Source organism: Oxalicibacterium sp., from assembly GCF_057353965.1.
On record NZ_JBMQZD010000003.1, the window covers coordinates 236,356 to 261,093 of the forward strand.

25 protein-coding genes are annotated in these 24,738 nt (G+C 57.4%); 15 read left to right on the plus strand and 10 right to left on the minus strand.

Annotated features, from left to right (window positions below; translation table 11 throughout):
* Positions 1-1,602, minus strand: coding sequence for a methyl-accepting chemotaxis protein (locus ACO1VH_RS06245; protein ID WP_486243527.1), 1,602 nt, complete (start codon positions 1,600-1,602; stop codon positions 1-3).
* 374 nt (positions 1,603-1,976) lie between these two features.
* Here ACO1VH_RS06245 and ACO1VH_RS06250 point away from each other — a divergent pair, with 374 nt between their 5' ends.
* The 6 genes from ACO1VH_RS06250 to ACO1VH_RS06275 all read left to right on the plus strand — a co-directional run bounded on the left by ACO1VH_RS06250 (position 1,977) and on the right by ACO1VH_RS06275 (position 7,081).
* A complete protein-coding gene (locus tag ACO1VH_RS06250) occupies positions 1,977-3,455 on the plus strand; it encodes an ATPase domain-containing protein (RefSeq protein WP_486243529.1) in 1,479 nt (492 codons plus the stop codon).
* A 7-nt stretch (positions 3,456-3,462) separates the two neighbouring features.
* Positions 3,463-4,992 (plus strand): hybrid sensor histidine kinase/response regulator, encoded by a 1,530-nt coding sequence (locus ACO1VH_RS06255; protein ID WP_486243531.1) that lies wholly within the window; start codon positions 3,463-3,465, stop codon positions 4,990-4,992.
* Positions 4,993-5,016: 24 nt separating this feature from the next.
* Positions 5,017-5,469, plus strand: coding sequence for a DUF2214 family protein (locus ACO1VH_RS06260; protein ID WP_486243533.1), 453 nt, complete (start codon positions 5,017-5,019; stop codon positions 5,467-5,469).
* Positions 5,459-6,364, plus strand: a complete 906-nt coding sequence (bla, locus tag ACO1VH_RS06265; RefSeq protein ID WP_486243535.1) for a class A beta-lactamase — start codon at positions 5,459-5,461, stop codon at positions 6,362-6,364. Before ACO1VH_RS06260 ends, bla begins: the two co-directional genes overlap by 11 nt.
* A gap of 65 nt (positions 6,365-6,429) precedes the next feature.
* Positions 6,430-6,858, plus strand: coding sequence for a VOC family protein (locus ACO1VH_RS06270; protein WP_486243537.1), 429 nt, complete (start codon positions 6,430-6,432; stop codon positions 6,856-6,858).
* Positions 6,830-7,081: a hypothetical protein gene (locus ACO1VH_RS06275; protein ID WP_486243539.1), complete on the plus strand. Its 252-nt coding sequence runs from the start codon at positions 6,830-6,832 to the stop codon at positions 7,079-7,081. The genes ACO1VH_RS06270 and ACO1VH_RS06275 overlap by 29 nt, the downstream gene beginning before the upstream one ends.
* Positions 7,082-7,098: 17 nt before the next feature.
* On the opposite strand, the gene ACO1VH_RS06280 is transcribed toward ACO1VH_RS06275, so the two are convergent.
* The gene (locus tag ACO1VH_RS06280) at positions 7,099-8,115 is read right to left on the minus strand and encodes a LysR family transcriptional regulator (RefSeq protein WP_486243541.1); all 1,017 of its coding nucleotides are present in this window, start codon (positions 8,113-8,115) and stop codon (positions 7,099-7,101) included.
* Between the two features lie 96 nt (positions 8,116-8,211).
* On the opposite strand from ACO1VH_RS06280, the gene ACO1VH_RS06285 reads away from it, so the two are divergent.
* Positions 8,212-9,441: an MFS transporter gene (locus tag ACO1VH_RS06285; RefSeq protein ID WP_486243543.1), complete on the plus strand. Its 1,230-nt coding sequence runs from the start codon at positions 8,212-8,214 to the stop codon at positions 9,439-9,441.
* A gap of 155 nt (positions 9,442-9,596) precedes the next feature.
* On the plus strand, positions 9,597-9,986 hold the full coding sequence (locus ACO1VH_RS06290) for a cupin domain-containing protein (RefSeq protein WP_486243545.1): 390 nt from the start codon (positions 9,597-9,599) through the stop codon (positions 9,984-9,986).
* A 46-nt stretch (positions 9,987-10,032) separates the two neighbouring features.
* Here the strand turns inward: ACO1VH_RS06290 and ACO1VH_RS06295 are convergent, their stop codons facing one another.
* The 4 genes from ACO1VH_RS06295 to ACO1VH_RS06310 are packed head-to-tail and all read right to left on the minus strand — an operon-like array spanning position 10,033 to position 12,611.
* Positions 10,033-11,352, minus strand: coding sequence for an ATP-binding protein (locus tag ACO1VH_RS06295; RefSeq protein ID WP_486243547.1), 1,320 nt, complete (start codon positions 11,350-11,352; stop codon positions 10,033-10,035).
* Position 11,353: 1 nt separating this feature from the next.
* Positions 11,354-12,088 carry a response regulator gene (locus tag ACO1VH_RS06300; RefSeq protein ID WP_486243549.1) on the minus strand — a complete coding sequence of 245 codons (735 nt, stop codon included), beginning with the start codon at positions 12,086-12,088 and terminating at the stop codon, positions 11,354-11,356.
* Entirely contained in the window at positions 12,075-12,230 is a 156-nt protein-coding gene (locus ACO1VH_RS06305; protein WP_486243551.1) for a hypothetical protein, read from the minus strand. The genes ACO1VH_RS06300 and ACO1VH_RS06305 overlap by 14 nt, the downstream gene beginning before the upstream one ends.
* A 9-nt stretch (positions 12,231-12,239) precedes the next feature.
* Positions 12,240-12,611 carry a GFA family protein gene (locus ACO1VH_RS06310; RefSeq protein ID WP_486243553.1) on the minus strand — a complete coding sequence of 124 codons (372 nt, stop codon included), beginning with the start codon at positions 12,609-12,611 and terminating at the stop codon, positions 12,240-12,242.
* A gap of 194 nt (positions 12,612-12,805) precedes the next feature.
* On the opposite strand from ACO1VH_RS06310, the gene ACO1VH_RS06315 reads away from it, so the two are divergent.
* The 4 genes from ACO1VH_RS06315 to ACO1VH_RS06330 all read left to right on the plus strand — a co-directional run bounded on the left by ACO1VH_RS06315 (position 12,806) and on the right by ACO1VH_RS06330 (position 15,716).
* Complete coding sequence (locus tag ACO1VH_RS06315; RefSeq protein ID WP_486243555.1) at positions 12,806-13,525, plus strand: cytochrome c biogenesis CcdA family protein; 720 nt, start codon at positions 12,806-12,808, stop codon at positions 13,523-13,525.
* A gap of 2 nt (positions 13,526-13,527) precedes the next feature.
* Complete coding sequence (locus ACO1VH_RS06320; protein ID WP_486243557.1) at positions 13,528-14,112, plus strand: thioredoxin family protein; 585 nt, start codon at positions 13,528-13,530, stop codon at positions 14,110-14,112.
* A 235-nt stretch (positions 14,113-14,347) separates the two neighbouring features.
* Positions 14,348-14,761: an organic hydroperoxide resistance protein gene (locus ACO1VH_RS06325; RefSeq protein WP_486243558.1), complete on the plus strand. Its 414-nt coding sequence runs from the start codon at positions 14,348-14,350 to the stop codon at positions 14,759-14,761.
* A gap of 313 nt (positions 14,762-15,074) precedes the next feature.
* Positions 15,075-15,716 (plus strand): HD domain-containing protein, encoded by a 642-nt coding sequence (locus ACO1VH_RS06330; protein ID WP_486243560.1) that lies wholly within the window; start codon positions 15,075-15,077, stop codon positions 15,714-15,716.
* A gap of 191 nt (positions 15,717-15,907) precedes the next feature.
* Here the strand turns inward: ACO1VH_RS06330 and ACO1VH_RS06335 are convergent, their stop codons facing one another.
* Positions 15,908-16,213 (minus strand): hypothetical protein, encoded by a 306-nt coding sequence (locus ACO1VH_RS06335; RefSeq protein WP_486243562.1) that lies wholly within the window; start codon positions 16,211-16,213, stop codon positions 15,908-15,910.
* Between ACO1VH_RS06335 and ACO1VH_RS06340 the strand changes: the two genes are divergently transcribed.
* Entirely contained in the window at positions 16,212-17,537 is a 1,326-nt protein-coding gene (locus ACO1VH_RS06340; protein ID WP_486243564.1) for a hypothetical protein, read from the plus strand. The two genes, ACO1VH_RS06335 and ACO1VH_RS06340, sit on opposite strands and share 2 nt — an antisense overlap.
* Positions 17,538-17,719: 182 nt before the next feature.
* Here ACO1VH_RS06340 and ACO1VH_RS06345 read toward each other — a convergent pair whose 3' ends face one another.
* The 3 genes from ACO1VH_RS06345 to ACO1VH_RS06355 all read right to left on the minus strand — a co-directional run bounded on the left by ACO1VH_RS06345 (position 17,720) and on the right by ACO1VH_RS06355 (position 21,806).
* A complete protein-coding gene (locus tag ACO1VH_RS06345; protein ID WP_486243630.1) occupies positions 17,720-20,227 on the minus strand; it encodes a TonB-dependent receptor in 2,508 nt (835 codons plus the stop codon).
* An 87-nt stretch (positions 20,228-20,314) separates the two neighbouring features.
* The gene (locus tag ACO1VH_RS06350; RefSeq protein WP_486243565.1) at positions 20,315-21,286 is read right to left on the minus strand and encodes a FecR domain-containing protein; all 972 of its coding nucleotides are present in this window, start codon (positions 21,284-21,286) and stop codon (positions 20,315-20,317) included.
* Positions 21,287-21,299: 13 nt separating this feature from the next.
* Entirely contained in the window at positions 21,300-21,806 is a 507-nt protein-coding gene (locus ACO1VH_RS06355; protein WP_486243567.1) for a sigma-70 family RNA polymerase sigma factor, read from the minus strand.
* Positions 21,807-22,433: 627 nt separating this feature from the next.
* On the opposite strand from ACO1VH_RS06355, the gene ACO1VH_RS06360 reads away from it, so the two are divergent.
* On the plus strand, positions 22,434-23,009 hold the full coding sequence (locus ACO1VH_RS06360) for a hypothetical protein (RefSeq protein ID WP_486243569.1): 576 nt from the start codon (positions 22,434-22,436) through the stop codon (positions 23,007-23,009).
* Positions 23,010-23,798: 789 nt separating this feature from the next.
* Complete coding sequence (locus tag ACO1VH_RS06365) at positions 23,799-24,494, plus strand: hypothetical protein (RefSeq protein ID WP_486243571.1); 696 nt, start codon at positions 23,799-23,801, stop codon at positions 24,492-24,494.
* Positions 24,495-24,738: the final 244 nt, after the last annotated feature.

Sequence of the window (24,738 nt, forward strand, 5' to 3'; positions counted from 1 at the left end):
TTACGCCAGCAGCGGCTGCCCGCGCATCGGCAGACTGGAGCGATCGTCCAGCTTGAACGTACCGACCGTTTCCTTCAACTGATCGGCCTGGTTCTGCAACGATGCGGCGGCAGCGGCCGCTTCCTCGACCAGCGCCGCATTCTGCTGCGTTACCTGATCCATCTGGCCGACGGCCTGATTCACCTGCTCGATGCCGGCGCTCTGCTCCTGGCTTGCGGCGGTGATCTCGGCCATGATGTCCGTCACGCGGCGCACGCTGTCCATGATTTCATCCATCGTCGTACCGGCCTGCATCACATATCTGCCGCCGGCATCGACACGTTCGACGGAATCGCCAATCAGCGCCTTGATTTCCTTCGCCGCCGTTGCCGAACGCTGCGCCAGATTGCGCACTTCAGAGGCGACGACGGAAAAGCCGCGCCCCTGTTCGCCGGCGCGCGCCGCCTCGACCGAGGCGTTCAGCGCAAGAATGTTGGTCTGGAACGCGATGCCGTCGATGACGGCGATGATCTCGACGATCTTCTTCGATGCATCGTTGATCGATTCCATCGTCTGCACGACTTGCGTCACGACTTCACGCCCGCGATGCGCGACATCCGACGCGCTGGCCGCGAACCGGTTGGCCTGGCGTGCATTCTCGACGTTCTGCCTGACGGTGGCGGTGATTTCTTCCATCGACGATGCCGTTTCCTCCAGCGCGCTGGCCTGCTGTTCGGTGCGCGACGACAGGTCGAGATTGCCTGCCGCGATCTCGGCGGAACCGGTTGCAATGGCATCCGTTCCCTGACGCACGCGGCTGACGATGCGCACGAGATTTTCGTTCATTTCCTTCAGCGCGTTGAGCAGCGTGCCGGTTTCGTCGCGGGAAGAGACTTCGATCTTCGCCGTCAGGTCGCCGGAGGCCACGGTACGCGCGACGTCGATCGCATTGTTCAACGGACGAATCACGCTGGTGATGATCCAGTAGGTCAACGCGGCGCCCAGCAGCGTGAGGATGACGACCGCCGCCAGCATCGTCATGGTGGCTGTGCTGGCGCTGGCAGCGAGCGCATCGCGGTTCTGGGCGCGGATGCGGACGGCGCTTTCATTGACGTAATCGACGATGCGGTCGATCTTCTCGGTCGGTTCGCGATCCATTCCCTTGACCAGGGTATCGACCGCCTTGGCACCGTCGGGATTGCCCTCATACTGCCGCAACGCGACCAGATATTTTTCCGTCAGCTGGGCCAATGCCTGTCTGGCGACATCAACCTGCGCGGCATCCAGATCCAGCCTGCCAAACACGGTTTTCAACTCTGCCAGTCCGTTCTGCGTTTCCTCTCCGTACTTGACGAAGGAAGCGCGGTATTTGCCGAATGCTTCGGGATCACCGCCGCGCAGCAGCGTGTTCTTCCATTCCTGAATCTGTATCTTGAAATCGACCTGCGCCTTTCTTGCGACATCGACTGCGCGTTCGGCGTCGGCCGATTGTTGCAGTGCGGTTGCCATCAGGGCATTCACTTTGTTCAGTGTGGTCCAGCCGGTGAGGCCAAGAAGCACGGAGCCGAAAATGAGAAAGGCGCTGAGCAGGATCAGACGTGTGGATATCTTGACGTTTTTCATGAGAGTCCAGAGAGGATGGAAGATGGAAGGCGGATGCCATTGATATCGGCCACACCAAACGAAACTAAAGCGCGCTTTCTGCCAATCCGCCGCGAAATCGAAACGGCAACGGGCTGGCGAGCGTTGTCTCGCGATATCGCCATGCCGTACTGCTCGATGTTTCCCTTGTGCATGTTCCTGTACTCCTACAACGCTTGTCGCCTTTCTCCTATTCGACACGGATGCCATTCGTGCAACACTGCCGGAATAGCCGAGAAGCAAGCCCTTCCGCGATTCACGCGCCGAAAACACGGCAAACCGACATAGATAAACAGCATGCCGCGATTTCTGACGGCGATTCAAGCTGACCTGCCACGCGAGCCGGGGAGCACACGATGACTGCACAGAACAGTTCCACCACGACGTTTCTATCGACCGGCATCGCAGGTCTGGATGACGTTCTGCGCGGCGGATTTACCGGCGACCGCCTGTACCTGCTTGAAGGCTCCCCGGGATCGGGCAAGACGACGCTGGCCTTGCAATTCCTGCTGGAAGGCGCGAAGAAGGGCGAACCGGCGCTGTACATCACGCTGTCCGAGACGGCTGTCGAATTGCGCGCCGTGGCGGCAGCGCACGGCTGGTCGCTGGACAGAATTCACATCCATGAAGTGCTGCCGTCCGAAAGTATCCTTGATCCGGCCGAACAGTACAGCATCTTCCATCCGAGCGATGTGGAGATGGGCACGATGACCAAGGGCGTGCTGGCGATCTTCGAGAAAATCAGGCCGGTGCGCGTCGTGCTCGATTCGCTGTCCGAACTGCAGTTGCTCGCATCCAACGCGCTCGTCTACCGCCGGCAGGTGCTGGCCTTCAAGCAGTTCTTCGCATCGCACGCGTGCACGGCACTGTTTCTGGACGACCGCACGGCCAGCGAAGGCGATCTGCAGGTACGCAGCATTGCGCACGGCGTCATTGCGCTGGAGCGGATGGCGACCGACTACGGCGGCATCCGCCGGCGCATGGAGATCATCAAGTATCGCGGCATCGCCTTTCGCGAAGGGCTGCACGATTACAAGATTCAGCACGGCGGGCTTATCGTCTATCCGCGCCTGGTGGCGGCGGAAACCCGCGAGTTCAGTTCACGCAATCAGTTTTCCAGCGGGCTGGCCGAGCTGGACAGTCTGCTCGGCGGCGGCCTGGAGGAAGGCAGCAGTACGCTGATCGCCGGACCGCCAGGGACCGGCAAATCGACGCTGGCCTCGCAGTTCGTCAACTCCTGCCTGCAACGCGGGCAGTATGCGGCGATGTTCGTGTTCGAGGAATCGGCCGCCAATCTGCTGCATCGCGCGGATGCGTTGCACATCGGCCTGCGCGAGCATATGGAAACCGGTCGCCTGTCGCTGCGGCAAATCGATCCCGCGCAGCTGACGCCGGGCGAGTTCGTCCATCTGGTGTGCCGCGCAGCGGATACGGGCGCGAAGGTTATCGTGGTGGATAGCCTGAACGGTTTCATGCAGGCGATGCCGAACGAGAAAATGCTGACCAGTCACATGCACGAACTGCTGACCTATCTGGGACAGCGCGGCATCATCACAATGCTGATCGGCGTGCAGCAGGGCGTGCTGGGCGGACAAATGAGCACCAACGTCGATGCCAGCTACCTGTCCGACAACATCATCCTGCTGCGCTATTTCGAAGCCAGCGGCGAAGTGCAGCAGGCGATTTCCGTTTTCAAGAAACGGGGAAGCGGACACGAACGAACGATACGCCGATTGTCCATCACGCAGGAAGGCATCAAGATCGGACCGGTACTGAAACAGTTCCGCGGCATTCTTACCGGCGTCCCGCGCCTGGCAGAAAAAGCAAAGGAATAGCGGCCCCATGGTTGAACCGGCCGAACTGCGCATTCTGGTCTATACACCTCATGGTAAAGATGCGGCACTAGCCTGCTCGGCGCTGGAGCGTGCCGGGTTGTCCTGCTTCATCTGCAACACGTTGGCGGAACTGGTACAGCAGGCATCTCTCGGCGCCGGTGCAATTCTCATCGTCGAGGAAGCCTTGCCGAAGTCGGCTTCCGCGCCGCTGATTGCATACCTGGCCGATCAGCCTCAATGGTCGGACCTGCCGATACTGGTGCTGACCAAACCCGGTGGAGAATCGCCATGGACGCGCAATGCATACGAATGGCTGGGGAATCTGACATTACTGGAACGTCCGATCCGTATGCCGAGCCTGATCAGTGCCGCGCGTTCCGCCTTGCGTGCGCGCCAGCGACAGTACGAAATCCGCCTGGCCGATCAACGCAAGGATGAATTCCTAGCCATGCTGGCGCATGAATTGCGCAATCCCTTGTCGCCGATCAAGGCGGCGGCGACAATACTCGAAAGGGCCCCGGCCGATATCGATCGCGTCAAACGGTCGAGCACGATCATCGCGCGACAAGTCGACCACATGACGAATCTCATCGATGACCTGCTCGACGTCGCACGCGTGACACGCGGCCTGATCACGCTAGACAAGCAGGCGCTGGACCTGCGCGACATCCTGTCCGAGGCGATTGAGCAGGTGCGGCCGCTGATCAACGCACGACATCACCAACTGACGCTGCATCTGCCGCCGGAACCGGTGTCGGTATTGGGCGACCGCAAGCGGCTTGTGCAGGTAGTCGTCAACATCCTGAACAATGCATCGAAATACACTCCGGAAAACGGCTGTATCAGTGCACGGCTGCAGGTACGGGAAAAAAATGCCAGCCTGGACATCAGCGACAATGGCATCGGCATGCCGCCGGAATTGATTCCGCATGTATTCGACCTGTTTTCGCAGGCAGAGCGCGCAGCCGACCGTTCACAAGGTGGCCTCGGACTTGGCCTTGCGCTGGTAAAAAGCCTGATCGAATCGCACGGCGGCAAGGTATCGGCAAGCAGCGGCGGACTTGGACAGGGCAGCACGTTCACCGTGCAGCTGTCGCGCCTCGCACCCGAGGCGCTCGTTTCTCCTTCCGACGACGACAAGGAAGAATCATTCGAGAAAACTGCTTCTGCTTTGCGCATCATGATCGTCGACGACAACCAGGATGCGGCCAATACGCTGGAGATGTTTCTGAGCATGGTAGGCCATGACGTGGAAGTCGCATACGACGCACATCAGGCGCTTGCGCGGGCCGACGCCGTCTCTCCACAAGTCTGGCTAGTCGATATCGGCCTGCCGGACATGGACGGACTGGAACTGGCACGGCAGCTGCGTGCCTCGCCTGCTGCTGCCTCGGCTTCGCTGATTGCCGTCACCGGCTACAGCCAGGGGCAGGACCGGAAGAAATCACAGGAAGCGGGATTCGACTATCACTTGGTAAAACCGATCGATACCGTTCGTCTCCTTGCACTGCTGACGGAAATCGGTGCATCATCGTAAGCCTCGCATCCTGCCGGGCCGATCATGAACGCCTTCGTCGCTTTCCTGCACCACCTCTGCTTCGTCGCCATCATGCTGTTGCTGTCGTTCGAAATGCTGCTGCTGAAGCAGCCGCTGACGCTGGCATCCGCAAGAAAAATCATGCGCTACGACGCGATCTACGGCGCATTTGCCGGCGCAGTCCTCATCGTGGGCGCATTGCGCGTGATGTATTTCGAAAAAGGCCCGCTTTATTACATGCACAGCACGCCCTTCATGGCAAAGATGGCGCTGTTCGTCGCGGTCGGCCTGATTTCGATCTATCCGACGCTCACTTTCCTGAAGTGGGGTAAATCGCTGAAGCAAGGCATCGTGCCGGAACTGGACGAAGCGAAAAACCGCAGATTGCGCATCCTGATCCATGTGGAACTGACGCTGCTGCTGTTGATGATGCTGTGCGCGGCGATGATGGCGAAGGGAATCGGCTATGCGGGATGACGATCGACTTTCCGTACGCCGCCGCGCCCTGCTGATGATTGCGATGACTGCGCCGTTCGCCAGCCTCTCCCGGTCCGCGTCTGCGGCATCGGCGGCATCTGCCTCCGTACAGGATGCGCTGGCAAAGCTGGAGCAATCTACCAACGGCCGCCTCGGCCTCGTCGCCTTCGATACCGGCTCCGGCAAGGCGGTGGAATACCGTGCCGGCGAGCGCTTTCCGTTCTGCAGCACTTTCAAGACCATAGCCGCTGCAGCCATCCTGAAACGCAGCGAAACGCAAGGCGAACTGCTGGGCAAGCGCATCAGTTACACGCGGCAGGATACCGACAGCTCCGGCTATGCGCCGATCACAGGAAAACTGGTTGGCAAGGGCATGACAGTTTCCGAACTGTGCGCGGCCACGCTGCAGTACAGCGACAACGCCGCCGTCAATCTGATGATGAAGGAACTGGGCGGTCCTGCGGACGTGACCGCTTTCGCCCGCACAATCGGCGACGAGACTTTCCGGCTCGATCGGTGGGAGCCGGATCTGAACAGCGCCGTTCCCGGCGACTTGCGCGATACGACGACGCCTGCCGCGATGGTGCAGACCTTGCAAAAGCTCATGCTGGGCAATGCGTTGGGATCGTTGCAGCGCGAACAGCTGGTGTTCTGGATGAAGAAGAACCGCACCGGCGATGCACGCATTCGCGCCGGCGTGCCGACGGACTGGATCGTGGCCGACAAGACCGGCACCGGCTCCTACGGCACCACCAACGATATCGGCGTGCTGTGGCCGCCGGGCCGCGCACCCATCGTGATCGTGGCGTATTTCACGCAGCACAATCAGGCCGCCAAGCCACGCGACGATGTGATCGCCGATGCGACGCGCACGATTGTTCAATCCCTGGGCTAAGCTTTGCCCGTGTTGCATGGACATGCCATCGGCCGAATTGCGCTAATCGGCCTACAATGACAAACATGAAACTCGACCACGCCACCATCGTTGCGCCGCAGCTTGAAGCCCTGCGCAATTTCTTCTGTACCGTCGTCGGCCTTGTCGAAGGCGAGCGCCCGCCGTTCTCTTTCGACGGCTACTGGCTGTACCAGAAGGACAAACCGGTGATTCATCTGGTCAAGGGCAATACCGATCAGCCGCCCGTCAAATCTTCCACGCGCATCGATCACTTCGCGTTCCGTATCGAAGACAACGCCGAATGGACGAAACTGATCGAACGCCTGCAGGAAGAAAATGTCGTCTACCGTGCGACGGAAGTACCCGTCAGCGGCGAACTACAGTTGTTCGTGATGCCGATACCGGGCGTGACAATCGAGTTCGTCGCAGTAGCCACCGTCGCATCATCAGCGAAAGGGATACTCAATGCCTTACGAAACCATTGGCGATCATGAAATCGAATATGAAGCGGAGCAGATCGGCGGCACAGAGCAATGGGCGGCCTATCTGACGATCTACGGCCCCTCCACCAACCCAATGCACCGCAACAGCGTGTTTCCGCGCCAGCATGTGTGCGTGGAAGAAGTCTTCATGACGAAGGAAGAAGCGGAAGCCGGCGCACTGCGTGCAGCGGAGACGCTGCTGAAGGCGCATGTGGAACACAAACCCGCAGACTGATTGCCGATCTGCGGCCCTTATTTCGGTGCTGCCTTTTTCCGGGTGGGGAACGCAGATAACGTAGCGTCCGTCCTTGTCTCCAGCTCCAGCACGATCCTGCGCACGGCCTCAATGAACAATCGCGTGCGCGCCGGATAGAAACGCGCGTACGGATAAACCAGCGAAACCGGCAGCGGCTCGGCCCGCCATTCGGGCACGAGATGCACCAGCCGGCCTGCCGCGATATCGTCGGCCACCAGCCAGGCCGACACGATGCCCACGCCCAGGCCTTTCAACGCGGCATTGCGCATCGCATACAGGCTGTCGGTACTCATGCGCGGCCGTATCGGGAAACGGTGCGTATAGGTATTGCTGCGGTCATTGGCATCACGCCTCTTCCCTCCACGCTTATCTTCCTGCTGCCGCGTCAGCACGACCTCGTCGCGATAATAGGTGCGCAAGGCCAACCATGGCAGATCATGCAAATCTTCAGGATGTGCAGGCAGTGCGCCGCGCACCAGATCCGGTGAACCGATAACGATGCGCGGCACTTCAAACAGGCGCAAGGCAACGAGCGAAGGATTGTCGATTTCGCCGGCCTGGATTGCGCAGTCGATGCCTTCGGCGATGAAATCCGGCCTGCGGTCGTGCAGCATCCAGTCGACGGAAACCCGCGGATAGCGCGCCAGGTAATCGGTCAGCAGATCGATCAGCTGATCCTGGCCGAATGCATGCGGCACCAGCACGCGCAACATGCCTTCCGGATCGTCCTGCGTCCCGCGCAGGTCGGCTTCCATCGCCTTCCAGTTCTCCAGCAATTCCTTCGCATGCGCATAGCAGCGCTCGCCGTCTTCGGTGAGCTTCATCACATGCGTCGTGCGTTGCAGCAGGCGCAAACCCAGCGAACGTTCCAGCGTCTGCAGGCGACGGCTGACTGTGGGCTGGCTGGTCTTCAGTTGTTCGGCGGCGGCCGACAGGCTGCCCGTCTCCACGATACGGACAAAGGTTTGCATCAGCTCGATGCGGTCTACGCCGGGGTTGCCTGCTTCTTTCATGCATCAAGCGTATAACAAATGTACGTTTAAGGCCACTACCATCATCTTTTATTCAAAAGGAGAATACGCGGCATCATCACACGAAGGGAAACCACTATGTTGGCCGCTCAAACAACACCTGCACTACCTGCAAACAAGAAGGAAAAACCTACCGATACTGCCATCCCCGCGCCGCTCATCCTGCTGATGGCGACGGGCGCCGGCCTCGCGGTTGCATCGCTTTACTACAGCCAGCCGATGCTGGGCCTGCTAGGCACGGACATGCACACCAGCGACAGCATGATCGGTTGGGTGCCGACGCTGACGCAGCTCGGCTACGCACTTGGCATCCTGCTGCTGGCACCGCTGGGCGACCGCTACGACCGCCGCACCATCATCCTGGCAAAGGCAGCGCTGCTGACGCTGGCGCTGCTGGGCAGCGGCCTTGCGCCCGGCATCGGCACTCTGCTCGCCGCCAGTCTCGCGATCGGCCTGACCGCGACGATGGTGCAGGACATCATCCCCGCCGCGGCGACACTGGCGCCCGAGGCGCAGCGCGGCAAGACCGTCGGCACCGTGATGACGGGCGTGCTGCTCGGCATCCTGCTGTCGCGCGTGATCAGCGGCGTCGGCGCGGCGCAATTCGGCTGGCGCGCCGTTTATGTGGCGGCGGCTGTCGGCATCGCGCTGATCGCCGTGGCGATATGGCGTGGCCTGCCGCGCTTCAAGCCGACGACGCAACTGGGCTACGGCGCGCTGCTGGGTTCGATGGTCGATCTGTGGCGTGCACACGGCAAGCTGCGCCAGGCTGCACTGGCGCAAGGCCTGCTGGCGATCGGCTTCAGCGCATTCTGGTCGACGCTGGCCGTGATGCTGCATGGCGAGCCTTTCCATCTGGGCAGCGCAGTCGCCGGCGCCTTCGGCCTGGCGGGTGCCGCAGGTGCGCTCGCCGCGCCGCTGGCCGGCCGCATCTCCGATCGACGCGGCCCGGAACTGGTAACGCGCATCGGCTGCACGCTGGCTGCCATCTCGTTTGCGTTGATGTGGCTGGCGCCGCTGATGTCGCCGCATACGCAACTGATACTGCTCGTCGTTGCCACCGTCGGCTTTGATTTCGGCGTGCAGGCCACGCTGGTGGCGCACCAGACGGTGGTGTTCGGCATCGATCCGGGTTCGCGCAGCCGCCTGAATGCGCTGCTGTTCACCGGCATGTTCGTCGGCATGGCGTCCGGCGCGGCGCTCGGCAGCATGGCGCTGGCGCATTGGGGCTGGCCGGGCCTGGTGACGCTGGCAACGCTTTCTTCGCTGGCGGCACTGGCGGTGAGGTTGCGCACGGTGCGCGATTAAGCGCACCACCGTTGCAGCAAGAAATACGTTACTGGATGCGCTACAGGATACGTTAGGATATGCGGCGGACGCACAGTCCGCCGCTTGCCGTTAATCTGCACGCAAAACATGCGTCGTGCAGTTTGCAGTTTCAACGAACGTTTTCCCCGATCGCCATGACCACATTCCGCAACATCGTTCTCTTTACCGATACCGACGGCTTCGCGCGTTTTCGCGAAGAAGACATTCCGCTGCCCGGCGGCACGCCGAAGGCGCTGCTGTCCGAACTGATTCCCTCTTCCGGCTTCCAGGTGCGCCATAGCCCGCCCGGTATCAGCAGTGATTTCCATTGCACGACGACAGCGCAGTGGCTGGTGGTGTTGAGCGGTGCGATGGAAATCGGTCTGCGCGACGGCACCTCGCGCATCTTCCGCGCTGGCGAGCATTTTTTCTCGAACGATCTGTTGCCGGAAGGCGCGGCATTCGATGCCGCCGTACACGGCCATTGCAGCCGCGTCGTCGGTGACGAGCCGCTGACGACGCTATTCGTTAGGACTGCCACCTGATTCCTTCCGATCCTTTGCATGCAGGCGGCCGTCACGGCCGCTTTTTTCATTCCGCGACGTTTGCCAATACCAGTTGCGCTTCCAGGCCGCCTTCCGCGCGATTGCGCAGCGTCAGCGTGCCGTTCATCGCCTGCATCAGCTGGCGTGCAATCGCCAGGCCGAGGCCGGTGCCGCCAGTGCTGCGGTTGCGTGACGATTCGAGCCGATAGAACGGCTGGAACACCGCTTCCAGTTCCTCTTCGGGAATGCCGGGGCCGTTGTCCAGAATGCGGATGATGGCGTGGCCCTGTGCATCGGTCGACGCGGTCAGCTCGACCGAGCCGCCGTATTTGAAACCGTTGTCGATCAGGTTGACCAGCACGCGGCGCAGCGCATTCGGACGCGTGACCAGCGGCTGGCCAATCCGGCCGTTCAGGTACAGGCGCTCGCTTGCATCCAGGTAATCGCCGACCAAGCTGTCGAGGAACGCATCGGGATCGATACGGCATGCAGCTTCCGATGCGCCATGCAAGGTGCGCGCATAGGTCACGCCTTCACGCACCAGCGATTCCATTTCCTTCAGATCCTGATTCAGTTTCCGCTGCTGCTCCGAATCGTCCATCATGTCCGCACGCATGCGCATGCGCGTGATCGGCGTCTGCAGGTCGTGCGAGATCGCGGCGAGGATTTGCATGCGCTCAGTCATGTAGCCGGCGATACGTTCCTGCATGGCATTGAAGGCACGTGCGGCGCGCGCTACCTCCTGCGGGCCGTCTTCCGGCAGATGCATGGCGCGCAAATCGGGGCCGAGCGTATCGGCGGCCTTTGCCAGTTGCGCCAGCGGCCGCGTCGCCAGGCGCACGCCTATCCACGTGAAGACTCCCAGCAAGAGCAGCTGCACCAGCAGCACCGTCGGCAACCAGTTGGAAATCGGCAAGCCGGCAGGCCGCATGTCGATCGTCAGCGGCGTACCGTCGCTCAACTTCAACTGCGCCTGCACGCGTTCGCGCGCGCCGGGCACTGCGTAGGCTTCGACCGAGTAATGACTGCCGATCGCTTCGAGAAAGGAATCGGCAATGCGGCGCGACAGCTTCGTATCCGGCTTGCGGCCTTGCATGCCCGGTTCCAGCATGAAGCTGTAGGTGCGGCGCTCCAGGCGCGGCAGCCAGGCGGCGCGCTCATTGGCCGGCAAGCGGTCGAGCAAGGCGACCGAGCTGGCGACGTCCTGCTCCAGATAGCCGAGCATCAGCTTGGTCGTGGCTTCCGTGCGTTCGTGCATGATCAGCCAGTACGTCAGCCCCTGCGCCAACGCCAGTCCGACGAAGAAGATCAGCGTGACACGCGTGAACAGCGTGCGCGGCCACCACTTCAGTTGCATGACGTGCATTTCATTCCTCGCGTAGTTCCACCGCAGCGGAGAACACATAGCCCTCGCTGCGCAGCGTCTTGATGTAGCGCGGCTCGCGCGCATCGTCGCGCAGGCGCTGGCGCAGGCGGCTGACCAGCAGATCGATGGAACGATCGAACTGGTCGGCATCGCGCCCTTGCGTCAGGTTCAGCAACTGATCTCGGTTCAGCACGCGCTGCGGATGATCGAGGAACACGCGCAACAGGCGGTATTCCGCGCCGGACAGCGCCACCATCGTGCCTTCCGCATCCAGCAGATGACGTGCCGTGGTATCGAGCCGCCAGTCGCCGAAATGCAGGAACTGCGCCGCTTCGGTCACCTGCAGGTTCGGCGGCAGCATGCGCGCACGGCGCAGCACCGAGCGGATGCGCGCCAGCAGTTCGCGCACGGCGAACGGCTTGGCGAGATAGTCGTCGGCGCCCATTTCGAGGCCGATGATGCGGTCGGTTTCCTCGCTGCGGGCAGTCAGCATCAGCACCGGAATGTTGCGCCACTTGCCGGCGCGCAGTTCGCGGCACAGCGTCAGGCCGTCTTCGCCGGGCAGCATCAGATCGAGCACGATCAGATCGACCGGCGCATCTTCCAGCTGCGTGCGCATCTGGCGGCCGTTGGCCGCAGTCGACGCGCGCAAGCCGTTCTTGGTGAGATAGGTCGCGAGCAGTTCGCGGATTTCGCGATCGTCGTCGACGATCAGGATGTGGTCAGTATTTTCCATCGGCGCATCTTACCTTACGGGATTGCTTGCGGGATTGCAGACGAAGCTTGACCGGCATCATCAAGGTGCACTGCAGCGGCTTGACGATTTCGGTGCCGATTCCTCCGGCGAGGAAAGCCAGGATGGCGAGCAGACGTTTCATGTTCTCTCCTCACGCGTCTTCGACGACGGAGAGACTCGCGCCGTCGGCAACGGATGTCTGCAGCGCATACGGATCGACGCCATCCAGGCAGCCGATATTGACGCGCCACAGCGCCGCACCCTTGCGCGTCTGGTGGAACGGATAGACGCCACAAGTCCTGCAGAAGAAATGGCGCGCCGCCCGCGTATTGAACTGATACAGCGCCAGCTCCTTTTCCCCTTCGACGATGCGCAGTTCGGCCGCATCGAATACCGGCGACATCAGCGCACCGCGGCGCTTGCACAGGCTGCAGTTGCAGCGCACGGCCGGCGTCAGCGCGGTACGTACTTCGAATCTGACGGCGCCGCAATGGCAGGAACCGGTATGCAGTCGGACATCCATGTTTTTCTCCTTTCGGGTTGATCGATGTCCGCTTTATAGCCTCCTTTTTCCGGCGTTTTGTATCGCAATGTATCGGCCCCGTACATCGATACAAAACATTGCACTGCAAGCCTTTTCAGACACATCCGTGATACGTGCGGACGTTTCAATACGTCTCATCGTCAATCAACGATCAACCACAAAAGGAGCTTGCCATGCACAACCTGATCGAAGCGCCCTTGGCCCTGCTGGCCGGCGTACTCACCATCGCCTCGCCCTGCGTCCTGCCGATCCTGCCGATCGTGCTGGGCACCACGCTGAATGCATCCGACGACGCCTCTGTCAGCCGTGTGCGTCCGCTGTTCATCGTCGGCGGTTTCGTGCTGACTTTCGCTGCTTTCGGCATGTTGCTGGCGGGCTTCTCGCAATCGGTCGAGATTGCGCACGACACATTGCGCAACGTCGGCATCGCCGTGCTGGCACTGTCCGGCCTGACGATGCTGTGGCGCACGCCATATGAATGGCTGATGGCGCGCCTGAGCGGCCCGTTCGACCGCATCGGCGCCGCCACTGGAAACGGTTCCGGCAACCTCGGCGGCTTCGTGCTCGGCATGTCGCTGGGCGCAGTGTGGACGCCATGCGCCGGCCCGGTGCTGGCTTCCATCCTCGTGCTGGTCGCCAAGGCGCAGGACATCGGCTGGTCCGCCTCGCTGCTGTTGCTGTATGCGCTCGGCGCCGGCATTCCAATGCTGATCATCGCCTACGGCGGCCGCTTCATCACCTCCCGCGTGCGCTCCGTGGCGCGCCATGCTCGCCACCTGCAACAGGTGTTCGGCGCGCTGATTGTAGTGACCGCCATCGCCATTTACTTCCAGTACGACGTGCTGTTCTACGCATGGATTTCCAACTTCATCCCTACCCTGAAAGGACTGTAATCATGAAAACCCTCATCAAAACCATGTTCGCTACCGCCTTGTTGTCTTCTGCCGTTGCCCAGGCTTCGCCGTTCTCGTTCCTGTCGGCGCCGAGCACGCCGCAGGTCGCACCGGAATTCACCGGCATCGAGAAATGGCTGAACAGCGAACCGCTGTCCATGCAGAAGCTGCGTGGCAAGGTCGTCCTCGTCGATTTCTGGACCTACACCTGTATCAATTGCGTACGCACGCTGCCCTACGTGAAGAGCTGGTACGACAAGTACAAGGATCAGGGGCTGGTCGTGGTTGGCGTGCATACGCCGGAATATCCGTTCGAACGCTCGACCGAAAAGGTGACGACCGCGCTGAAGCGCTTCGACATCCGCTATCCGGTCGCGCAGGACAACAACTATGCAACATGGAATGCGTACAACAACCGCTACTGGCCGGCCGCGTATCTGGTCGACAAGCAGGGCCGCATCGTCTACACGCATTTCGGCGAAGGCAACTACGCGGAAACCGAAGCGAAGATCCGCTCGCTGCTGGCGCAACCGGAATCGCCGTCGGAGTCACAGCCGAAATCACAGCCGAAATCACAACTGAAATAAGCGGTGAAACGACCGTCCGCCGGTGAGCAGCGTTTCGAGCAGAGCGTTTTGTTTCTCAATGTATCGGCGGGAGTGATGGATACACAGGATTACTCCCGCAGCCTTGCACCGACACAAAGGCGATACATGCGGACGGTTTAATAAACACATCGACGCAGTGATGCAGCGATAACGAAAAAACCCTGAAGACAAATCAGCAACATCCATTTTTGAACACGCACAAGGAGCACACATCATGACCCAGGCAAAAGTTCTGTACACCGGCAAAACCCACACCACCGGCGGCCGCGACGGCAGCGCACGCAGCTCGGACGGCAAACTGGATATCAAGCTGTCGTCGCCCGGCAGCAGCGGCGCCGGCACCAATCCGGAGCAGCTGTTCGCTGCCGGCTGGTCGGCCTGCTTCATCGGCGCGATGGGTCTGGCCGCAGCCAAGCTGAAGGTTGCATTGCCGGCCGATCTCGCCGTCGATACCGAAGTCGATCTGTGCAATGCCGACGGCGCCTACTTCCTGCAGGCGCGGCTGAACGTCAGCCTGCCGGGCATCGCACGCGAGATCGCACAAACCCTGGTCGATACCGCACACCAGACCTGCCCGTATTCGAAGATGACACGCAATAACATCGACGTGACGATCACGCTGGTCTGACGAGCCGCCGGTCTTTCCTGTTCACACAGGAATAAACCGGTGCCGAAATGCATGCAGCTTGAAAAAAGAAACGGCATCGCCTCGGCGGTGCCGTCTTCATTTGAACGATTCGCTGGCCTTGTATATGTCCCGCCGTGTGTTCGTTATGTGTCCGGTTATGTGTTCCGTTATGCGCCTGTTTTTCGCACTTGTTCGTGCTTGTCCGCATCTGTCCGTTTTTCCGTCCATTTTGGCCGGATTCAGCGGTACGCCGCCGTTGTCCCGCAATAGCCCCGCTCCTACACTGGATTCACCCACCAGACAGGAGAAAACCATGCGTACTTCCATCGACGGCATCGTCATCCCCGACAGCAAGCTCGCACGCGAGATCACCGAATTCGTCCGCGATACCGAAACGCCGCTGCTGTTCAACCACTCCAGCCGCGTCTACTATTTCGGCGCGCTGGCCGGCAAGCAGCGCGGCCTCAAGTACGATCCCGAGCTGCTCTACGCAGGCGCGATGTTCCACGATCTTGGCCTGATGCACGATCACAGCAGCGACCACGACCGCTTTGAAGTCGACGGTGCGAACGCTGCAGCGGACTTCCTGCGCCAGCGCGGCATTTCCGAACACGACGTGGAAACCGTCTGGACCGCAATCGCACTGCACACCACGCCCGGCATCCCGCAATATATGCGCCCTGAAATCGCACTGGTGACGGCCGGCGTCGAAATGGACGTACTGGGACTGACCTACGCGCAATATCCGGATGCGATCCGCGAAGCCGTGGTGCACGCGCATCCGCGCACGCCGCACTTCAAGGAAGACATCATCCAGGCGTTCTACGACGGCATCAGGCACAAACCGGACACCACCTTCGGCAACGTAAAGGCCGACGTCATCGCCGACAAGGAGCCGCATTTCCACGCGGGGAATTTCTGCAGCATCATCCGCAGTTCGGCCTGGAAAGGTTGAAGTTGAGGTTGAGGTTGAGTGAGCGTTGACTATCCAGGCCGGATTGCCACAGACCAGACCTGGGTGGCAAGTGAAAAGCCGCATGTGCGCGAATGCACGCATGCGGCTTCGTCGTTTCGTACAAAAATGGAAATATCGTGCAATCCATTCAAGTTTGTCCGGACTTGGGCGTTATAGAAGATATCCCACTTTTACGCCGAACCCGGCGCGGAAAAAGCCCGGACATCCTTCATGGCCATCCTGCCGTTATCAACTGCCGCAAGCCGCACATCCGGCGCATCATCGCCGCCGGCTCGCTTGTCCACGGCCTCGTCTGGCAACGTAGCAGGAAGCGCATCCAATTCGCTGCCGCAGTCCGCCATTGTTTCGCTCCGCGCTGAAAACGTTCCATCGCAAACGTATTCCATTCCGCGCGCACCTGCCACGCCTTCTTCAACGTTGATCTGGAAAGTGCCGTCGAACGACGCCGTGTCTTCGTTGATGGCCGGGAATTTCATGTCCCACTCGCTGACCAATCGGCTGAAGGATCTGGGCAGCACCTTGCTGAACATGGTCAAGGATGGCGTCGGCAATTTCTCGCAATCGGTCACGCAATCGTCCGATGCAAGCACGGTCGCAAATGCAAATGGAGAGAGCAACTCTTTCCCGTGGGCCGACGAGCGACTCGTCGTCAAGACAAAAAGCGGCGTGGAAGTGAAGATTTCTCTGAAGAACCAAGACGACAATCTCGCCGTCAACATCAAGAGCAGCGGCGGCAATGGTCAGCTCAGCGAAGCGGAACGCACCGCGCTCGGCAATCTGTCGGACGCCTTCCAGCAAGCCATCGACGGCCTGCATGCGGTTCCGCCACGTATCGATTTTGGCACACTGACGCAATTCGATTCGACGGTGTTGTCTTCAGTGGATTTTCATTCCGACATCACGCTTGACGGGAAAGCGCCGCAGGTCCTGGATTTTCATGCCGGCGACACGCAACGCACGCTGAGTCTGGATGGGCCGGCCGGCAAAATCAGCGTCGACGTCAACATGCGCGATCCCGAAATGTGGGGCAGTGCAAAACAGCGCAGCGCCTCCATAGCCAACTATCTGCAGCAATTTGATGCGGCAGCCGCGCGCGGCCATGGCGACAAGGCACTGATGTCCATGTTCAAGGATGCCTTTACGCAAATGAACAGCGACTATCCCGTGCCGGCATTGCAGCAGCGGATCATCGGACTGACCGACAGCGATCACGCCATGCTGAGCGGACTGGCCAACTTCAATGCATCGATCACGCAAGCGCTGGACACGCCCAATCCCAAGCATCTGGATGAAGTCGATACGTTTTCCTATGAGGCTTCCCAAAGCACGCACGTCACTGATACCAACCGGCTCGACCGCGCCATCTCGCAGCGGCAGCAGTCCCATCTGACTTCCAGCTACCACACGTCGCTGATCCCGGATGTTCCGCTGAAACTGACGACGGACAACAAATCGCAGAATTACTATTACACGCAGATCGACGACAAGGCCGACAGCGCGACCGACATCGAATACAAGAAGGGACGGCTCAGCAAGGCAACGTCAAGCCAATCGGCCAGCCAATCCACGCATGTGCAGAAATTCGAGATGGGCGAATTGACCGAAGACACCACCAGGCCGTCCGATGCATCGCAGACGCAGAACATCCTGGCCATACTCAAGCCATTTCTGGAAAACCGCCGAGAAAGATTGCCGCTGGATGAATATCGCTGGGAGCAAATCCTATCCGACGTGCATGGCCGGACATTCCTGAAAGCCGATCCTGCCGATTTGCAGGGCAGGACCGTATCCGACTCGTAACGGCGCATGCATTGCAAACCGTAGCGAATCGTCGCCGCTGGAGACTTCTTGTAAACCGCTTTTTCCAGGCAAGCAGTTGCCGACGTCCTGGATATTTCGATCAAGCCCGTTGAAAACTGGATCGACGACGGCACCAGATTGGTCGGTCCAGCCAAACTCGGAGGGAATCCTCCGAGTCAGACTCACCAGACGTGGTTGTACAGCACGCGCAACACTGCACCGGATGCAGGTAAGCGACTAGTATTGTTGCTGTTGCGAAGTAACTGGCTATAGGCCGGCAAGTAATAACGATCGAAGAGATTCTCGATCCCTACCGTGACGGTGTCTTTCTTGGTCACGGCATAGCGACTGATCAGATCCACCGTCGTGTAACTATGGACCTCTCGACGGCCAAACGACTCGACTCCCTTGAGACGATAATCGCGTTCGCCGAAATAGGTCACCTGCAAACGATTGCTCCACTTTTCGTTTGGCTTGTATTGCACATAGCCTGTCACCTTCATTGGAGGAATGCGATACCCGCTCATATCCTGCTCAGGTTTTCCCGTCGGCCGTTCACGACCTTCCATATAGGTAAAGGTTGCGCCGCCACTCCAGTTTCCTACCGGAAGGTAGTCGACACTACCTTCGACACCCTGAATCTTTTCACTGGTTCTCAGCAAGATCAGACCATTATTCAGGCTTTGCACATCGCCTAATTTTGACGTGGTCTGGAAAATCGCCAGCGAACCCAATACATCCCCGAACGTGCCACGCCAACCAATTTCATAGTTGTCGGTCTTCACAGGCTTTACCGAAGAAGAGTCGACATTGAATGCAGCCGATGCATTGCGAACGATGACACCGATATCCGGCAGCTGGAATCCTTGGCTGAACGCAGCATAGAACTCGTGATTTTTTACAGGCTTGAAGATCGCACCGACGTTGTACAGCCATTCGTCGTACTTGATAGTGCCGCCTTGTACTGTGCCGGGAGTCGCCTTGCTGCTTTCCAACAGTGAAACGAAATCGTCGAACTGTGCTTGCGAACGTTCATAACGCACACCGCCTTCGAAAGCCCACTGCTCATTCACCTTGTGCTGCAACTGTCCAAATGCACCGATAGTACGCGTAGTCAGTTTCGGCATATACGTCACACGGCCAGTCTTGTCGAATACGGTGCCGCCGCTTGCGTCATAAGCCGCCGGATCGAATACATCGTCCGGCATATCGCTGCGCTCTTCGTTGAAGTCCAGACCCCAGACCAGCTTCGTGCTTTCGACGATCGGCGTCGTCAACGTCAGACGCCCGCCTAGTACGTCGGAATTCTGCATGACCTGGTCGATATTGTTGCCACGGTTCGCAAGTGCGCGCGCATCGAATGGCGTAAAGCGCGTGAAATAGTTGCGGTAGTACAGTTGCGCCGATAATTCGCTACCGAAGAAATCGGCATTCTGATAATTGGCAGATACCAGCGTATTGCGTATCTGGTTCTGGTCATCCAGCTCCAAGCCCTTGATCGGTTTGGCTACCGCCGATCTAGGCTTCAGCTTGGCAACGGAAGGGTCGGAAGCATAGTCGCTATCCTGGTCGGCGACATAACGGCTGATCGAGAACTGCAATCGCTGGTCACGATCGATGCGGAATCCGAGCTTCCCGCCTATTGCGTAATTATTACTGTCGAACAGATCACCCTGGCTTGGTTCCGGCGCGATCCGGTCGCCATGGCCATCGTAGGAACCACCGATATGCTGCAATCCGAGATTGAATGCGTAATCAACAACCCCACTCGAACCGGAAAGGAAGTGATTGATTTCGGCACCGATGCTGTCGGCACGCAATTTCGACAATGAGGAATTGAGAGAAACGCTTGTCTCGGCATACGGCTCACCACCGGCCGGACGAGTCGTGATTGAAACGACTCCACCCGTGGCGCCGCTTCCGTAAATCGCACTGCTGCCACGCAGAACCTCGATGCGCTGGATGCTACCGAGGTTGATCGTCGCCAGATTGCGGGAAGAATCGCGGTTGGTATTGATTGGAATACCATCGACCAGAACCAGCATGCTGCGGCCTCGCAGCGTTTGGCCGTAATCGGTGATGGTTCGGCTCGAATCCGCCATGCCAGGCACCACTTTGCTCAACAACGTGGCAACGCTATTGGAGCCTTCGCGCAGCTCCTCCAGTTCTTCTCGCTCGATGATATTGACCTGACGCGTCGGCCGAATCAGGTTGCTATCGGAACGCTGTGCCACAACGTCGATAACAGGAAGGTCGTGTTCCTCGGGCATCTTCGCGGCAGATACAGGTGCGACCACGGGCTGGCTTGTCACAGGAATCGCCTGCAATGTATAGCCGCCACCGGGCAAATGTTGCGCCCGCAAGCCACTGCCTTGCAGCAGCCTGTCGAAACCGGTCGATACCGTGTAATTGCCCTGCAGTCCTTTGCTCGACTTCCCTTCGGTTAGGCCTGCATCAAACGAAAACTGCACCCCGGCCTTGGCTGCAAAGACAGAGAGCACCTGACCTAGTGGACCTGCAGGTATGGAATAGCTCTGCGCATTGTCTGCCACCTGCGCATGAGCGGTAACGCCAATTGATGCGACAGGAAGGATGCAGATTGCCGAGCGCATCGCCAAGGTGAGTGCCGACTGACGGAAAAATGCAAATGACGGGGATGTTCCTGATTTTTTATGCCTTGGTGATGCCATTTCCTGCCTTTCGTTGATCAGATATTGTTGCCTCCTATCTGGTTTGCCCAACGAAATTCAAAAATGGCTCACCTTTTTTTGTATTTTTTATTTCGGCACCACCGTGACCCAGTAGCGCGTCATGTAATCGATACGCACCGGCATGGTCTGGGCCAGGACTTCCAAGGTCTGGTCGGTATCGCGAATCGAGAAAGCGCCGGATATGGGCAGTTTGGCAACCTCCGCGTCATATCGCAAAACCCCTGACCGGTAGCGATTCAACTCGGCGATAAACCGCCCTAATGGCATCTTGTGGACAATCAACATGCCGTCTACCCAACTGTTCGCACCGGCTTCCAGTTTTTCAGGGGTATCGATTTCCTCGTTCGTGAAAGACGATTGCCAACTGCTCGGTATGACTTGGCGGCTGCCTTGGTTATCTGCCGGATTGATTTCCACCGCGCCTTCCATCACGGCGACATGGCTTTTGCCTTTTTCCTGCCGTGCCGTAAAGACGGTGCCTAGCGGCCGAAGCGTTCCCTGTGAAAGCCGCACTGAAAACGGACGTGAGACGGGAAGACTGTCCTTTGCTGTTGTAACCAGAATTTCCCCGTGGCGTAATTCGATCAAGCGCTGACTCTCGTTGAACACCACACCGATTTCCGTATTCGTGTTCAATACGATTTGGCTACCGTCAGCCAAGGTTATCTTGCGTTGCTCGCCTACCGCCGTTCGATATCGATCGTCTGCGCCCTCGACCATCTGGCGATATGTCAGCCAGCCGGCAGGTGCTGCGACCAGCAATGCTGCGATTGTTTTCACTGCCTTGCGGCGGCCCGCACCGGAAAGTTGCTTCAATGCCTTTGCCCCCGCCACCGGAAGTCCATGCATTTTTTCCGAAAACAAGGTGGCGCGTTGCCAGGCACGTTCGTGATCCGCGCTGCGTGCGCACCAGTCCTTCAATTCCTGATGTCGATTTCCCTTGAGTTCGCCGCTATGCAGTTCCATCAACCAATAAGCTGCTTCATCCAGGATTTCTTCCGGAATCGCATCGTTCTGCGACACGGCGCGGGCGTTCATGACTGTATTCATGTCATGCCGCGGCAAGGCAGTGACGGAACGCCAGCACCATATGCCGCTTGATGGTACTGAGAGACAGGTTCAGCCGACTGCCGATTTCCGCATACGTCAATCCATCAAGTTGCGACATCAAGAATGTCTGGCGCACCTTCGACGGCAATCCATCCAGCACACGGTCGATCTCGACCAGGATTTCGAGTACGGCCATACGCTCTTCCGGCGAAGGATGACTGTCTTCAGGGATCGCCATCAACGCATCGAGATAAGCCTGTTCAAGCTTTTTCCTTTGCAGATGATTGCTGACCAGTCCTTTGGCAATGGTCGTCAGATATGCACGAGGCTCGCGCAAGTCCAGGGGCTTTTCCGTCCCAAGAATACGCACGAAAGTGTCCTGAGCCAGATCCGCGCCAAGATTGCGGCAATTCAGCCGCTTTCCCAGCCATCCGACAAGCCAGCCATGATGATCGGAATACAGCACGCCAATCTGCTGATTGATACCTAGATCAGTGGTAGTAGACATGGTGGCCCCCTCGGAGAATCAGCGCCAGGCAATAATGAGAATAATTCTCATTATATTGTCATGATTAAACACGGCGCAATCCTATTTTCGCAACGGATTCTTTGTCGCGCCCCGCAGGAACTGGAAGTAGTGGACTGCCTTGGAGGAATTCCATGCTATTCAAGCAAGGAACCGGGTAGTTATTAGAAGCCCGATCTTCGCTCGATGCTGCGATATGTCTTTGAACGAAGACAGTTGCGGAATCATGCAGGCATGGCCTGGGCAATCTGTTGGAATTTCAATCAAGCCGAAGCCGGCAACGAGCGCCGACATGCGAACAACCTGCGGAAGAAATATGCTCTGTTCGCTTGTCATGACAAACCATTGCCATTAGCGATTTCAGGAAACCAAGACTCGAACGAGCCTTTGCTTTTTGAGATTTGGTCGGGGTGAGAGGATTCGAACCTCCGGCCTCTACGTCCCGAACGGGCTTTCTACACCTAAAACAGTCTTTTGGTTTAAAGACTCTCATTAAAAATCAATGACTTACGTTTATTTCGCAACTGTGTGAAGAGTGATACTCGTTGATTTATGGGAATATAACTTTTATTAAACTTGAGACAAAATTTAGGTGAACTGGAGAAAAATATGAAACTTAGAGAGCAGTTGCAGGTGCTTGCCGATGTAGGTTTGACTTTGAGTGATGGACTGACTATAGACGATTTACTTATTTCATTCAGCGAAAAAGATTTTGAGGAGCGGCCGTTTGACCTTTTGCTCTACATACTTGGCAATGAGGTTGAAGCGGAGCCATATGGCCGCCCATTCAGTTCCTTCGCATGCACGATCGATATGGCTGGAATACATGGAGATGGCGATTACACTGCAATAGCAAACCAATTCAAAAGAGTCGCTGGGGATGATCGCTTATTCGAAATAACGAAAGATCACGTCAATTTTGAAAATTTGACCGCTCAACTTCGGTATGAAGCTAATGGAAGTCACCGGGATTTCACGCCACATGTAGTCGACACATGGGCGGATCCATATGTCATCACCAATACGATTCACACGATTATGTGGTTACAAGGTGAGGCGAAAGAGTGGTATTTGAAGGCCAACGGTAACGAAAACGTTTTCTACTATGTGACGAAAGAGCAGGGAAAAAAATTGGTAGAACTCGGACGAGGTACAGTAGAGATTATTGAATTTAATACAGCTTAACCGTCCATCGTCCAAGGAATGATCACCTCTTTATCCTGCCATAGGTCTATCTTTTTCAGGCGGGTAGCCTGTTCCAGAACTGGCAGACTCCCACTTGTTATAACGCTGATATACCCAAGCCATTCCTGCGATGACCTCTGCTAGAGATTTTCTTCAACGTCCATTGCACCAGACTACAGCAACAGTGCGGCCATAACGATCTTTTTTGCTTTTCGTACTTGGCATCTTTACCCCAGCAAATTGAAGACAGTGATTCCGTGGAGCGGCGACCATAGGCTTGCCGGAGTTCGGGGGCATCAATATTGGCGATTCGGTTCTTCATTGGCTTGCGATCAACCAGCACGGTCATGGTATCGCCGTCATGAATACCAATAACCCTGATTCGCATTGACGGCCTGCATGGCCAATGCCATAGAGAGTACTGCAGATGAAGTTAGGTACAGCAAAGGCTGTTAAAAATCGAAGACATAAGACAATCAGAACAGGCATTTACGTCATGAAGTGTTCACCGTCAAAGTTAGATGAAAATTCAGTCACAGTTACAGCGCAACTTTGACGATTCATTGCTTTCTTCGATAGGAATAAGTCTATTTCTGCACATCCACCACCAGAATAGATGGATCCCTTATCGCAGCATTAATAACTAGCAACATCAATTCTTGAGCAGCACGAACGTCTAAAAAGACGTATTTTTTCGAGCAAGAGATGATCTCCAACTCTATAAATATCTGCAGAGCTTTTCCTCCTTAATTTCATCCCTCGATAATCCTTAACTACCATACTTCACACATGCAAAAATTTGAACAAGGCGTAAAGACCGTATTGGATATCGTCTCCAAAGCGACTAGAGAAAAACGTCCCAAAACAGAAGAGACGGCATTCCAGAAGAAATTAGATTTAATAGCGGGGAAAATTCTGGAACATAGTATTTATGGCTTTGTAACTACGGTGATTTTGGCGATACTAACTTTTGCATATCGATCAACGCCGCTTTTTACTACAACCATCATGGTTGGAAATATCGTTTTTTTACTTTGTATAGCACTTGAATTAACGGTGATTGTCAGCATGGTTCCGGGCATCAGGAACATAAGGAAAGAACCATACGGAAATAACCTTAAGTCACTGGCTTATTTTTCCGATCTTCATCTTTCCTACTTTCTGCAGTTGCGCCAGCATGAAAAGAAAGTGTTGAACTACGTGCTCATACACTACAAGAATGAGAAGCAAGCAATGGAGCTACGGACTAATCTTATAGCCGGCGCAATTCAAAAAATAGGATTTGTTCCAGCACTGGCAGGTTTAGTAACTATATATATAAGCGTACATGACCATCACGATCTTCAATGGGCCGTTGGTTGGTTCATCTTTGTTATTCTATTTTTTAATTGCCTAAGCTTTGCATCCGCGCTTATGCAACATAGAATGAATGAAATCATCGCCCTACTTGAATTTGCAATCTCCGAAGATCGTTCACCAGTTTAATTCCAACGTTAATGATTTCTTAAGACGTCACCATATACACGAGATATCCTAATAGTCTGAGATATCTCGTGTCATAGCATTACATCAATCTTGGCGAAGAATCCTACCGGCAGGAGCGCGTTGACCTTGTAGTCTTCGACTTCGAAGCTTTTGTGCCGCGGCGCTTTCTCGCGTAGATAACGAATCAGAAGGTCTGCAAGACTTACTTTCTGTCCGCCGGAGTAGTCAATAAACAACCTTTGTC